Consider the following 498-nt stretch of genomic DNA (forward strand, 5'->3'; position numbering starts at 1 on the left):
CCGTGTATGAGCCCTATCAAATCGACAGGCTTTGGATCGAGTTGCTGCCGCCGGGCAAAGGCCAGCATGCGCTGCGTCAAGGACGCTCCCCGTCGCGCGCCGAGCACCGCGTTGTCGAGAAGACGCAGCAATTGTGGATCGTCGGGAAGCCGTTTGCGGAGCAGCTCAAGACTTCCCAGAATCGCCATCAGCAAATTGTTGAAATCGTGGGCGACGCCGCCCGTTAGCTTGCCGACCGCATCCATTTTTTGTGAATGGAAAAGGGCCTCACGGGCCTGATCCAAGGACTCCTGCGCCTTCTTCCGCTCCGTAATGTCGCGTGTGATCTTCGCGAACCCCAGGAGTTCGCCATCCTCGTGCCGAATGGCGTCGATGACCACGTGGGACCAGAACGTAGTTCCGTCTTTGCGTATACGCCAGCCTTCGCGCTCAACTCGCCCTTCACGGGCGGCGATCTCCAGGGCACTTTGCGGACTGCCCCGCTCACGGTCCTTGAGA

The 498-nt window shown here is 60.2% G+C and carries 1 protein-coding gene; it reads right to left on the reverse strand.

The genetic code is table 11. The features are described 5' to 3' along the window. On the reverse strand, positions 1 to 498 hold a 498-nt coding region (locus EN884_RS38085), incomplete at both ends, for a PAS domain S-box protein (protein WP_128361236.1).

The organism is Mesorhizobium sp. M7A.F.Ca.AU.001.01.1.1, assembly GCF_004022735.1.
Taxonomy (GTDB): domain Bacteria; phylum Pseudomonadota; class Alphaproteobacteria; order Rhizobiales; family Rhizobiaceae; genus Mesorhizobium; species Mesorhizobium ciceri.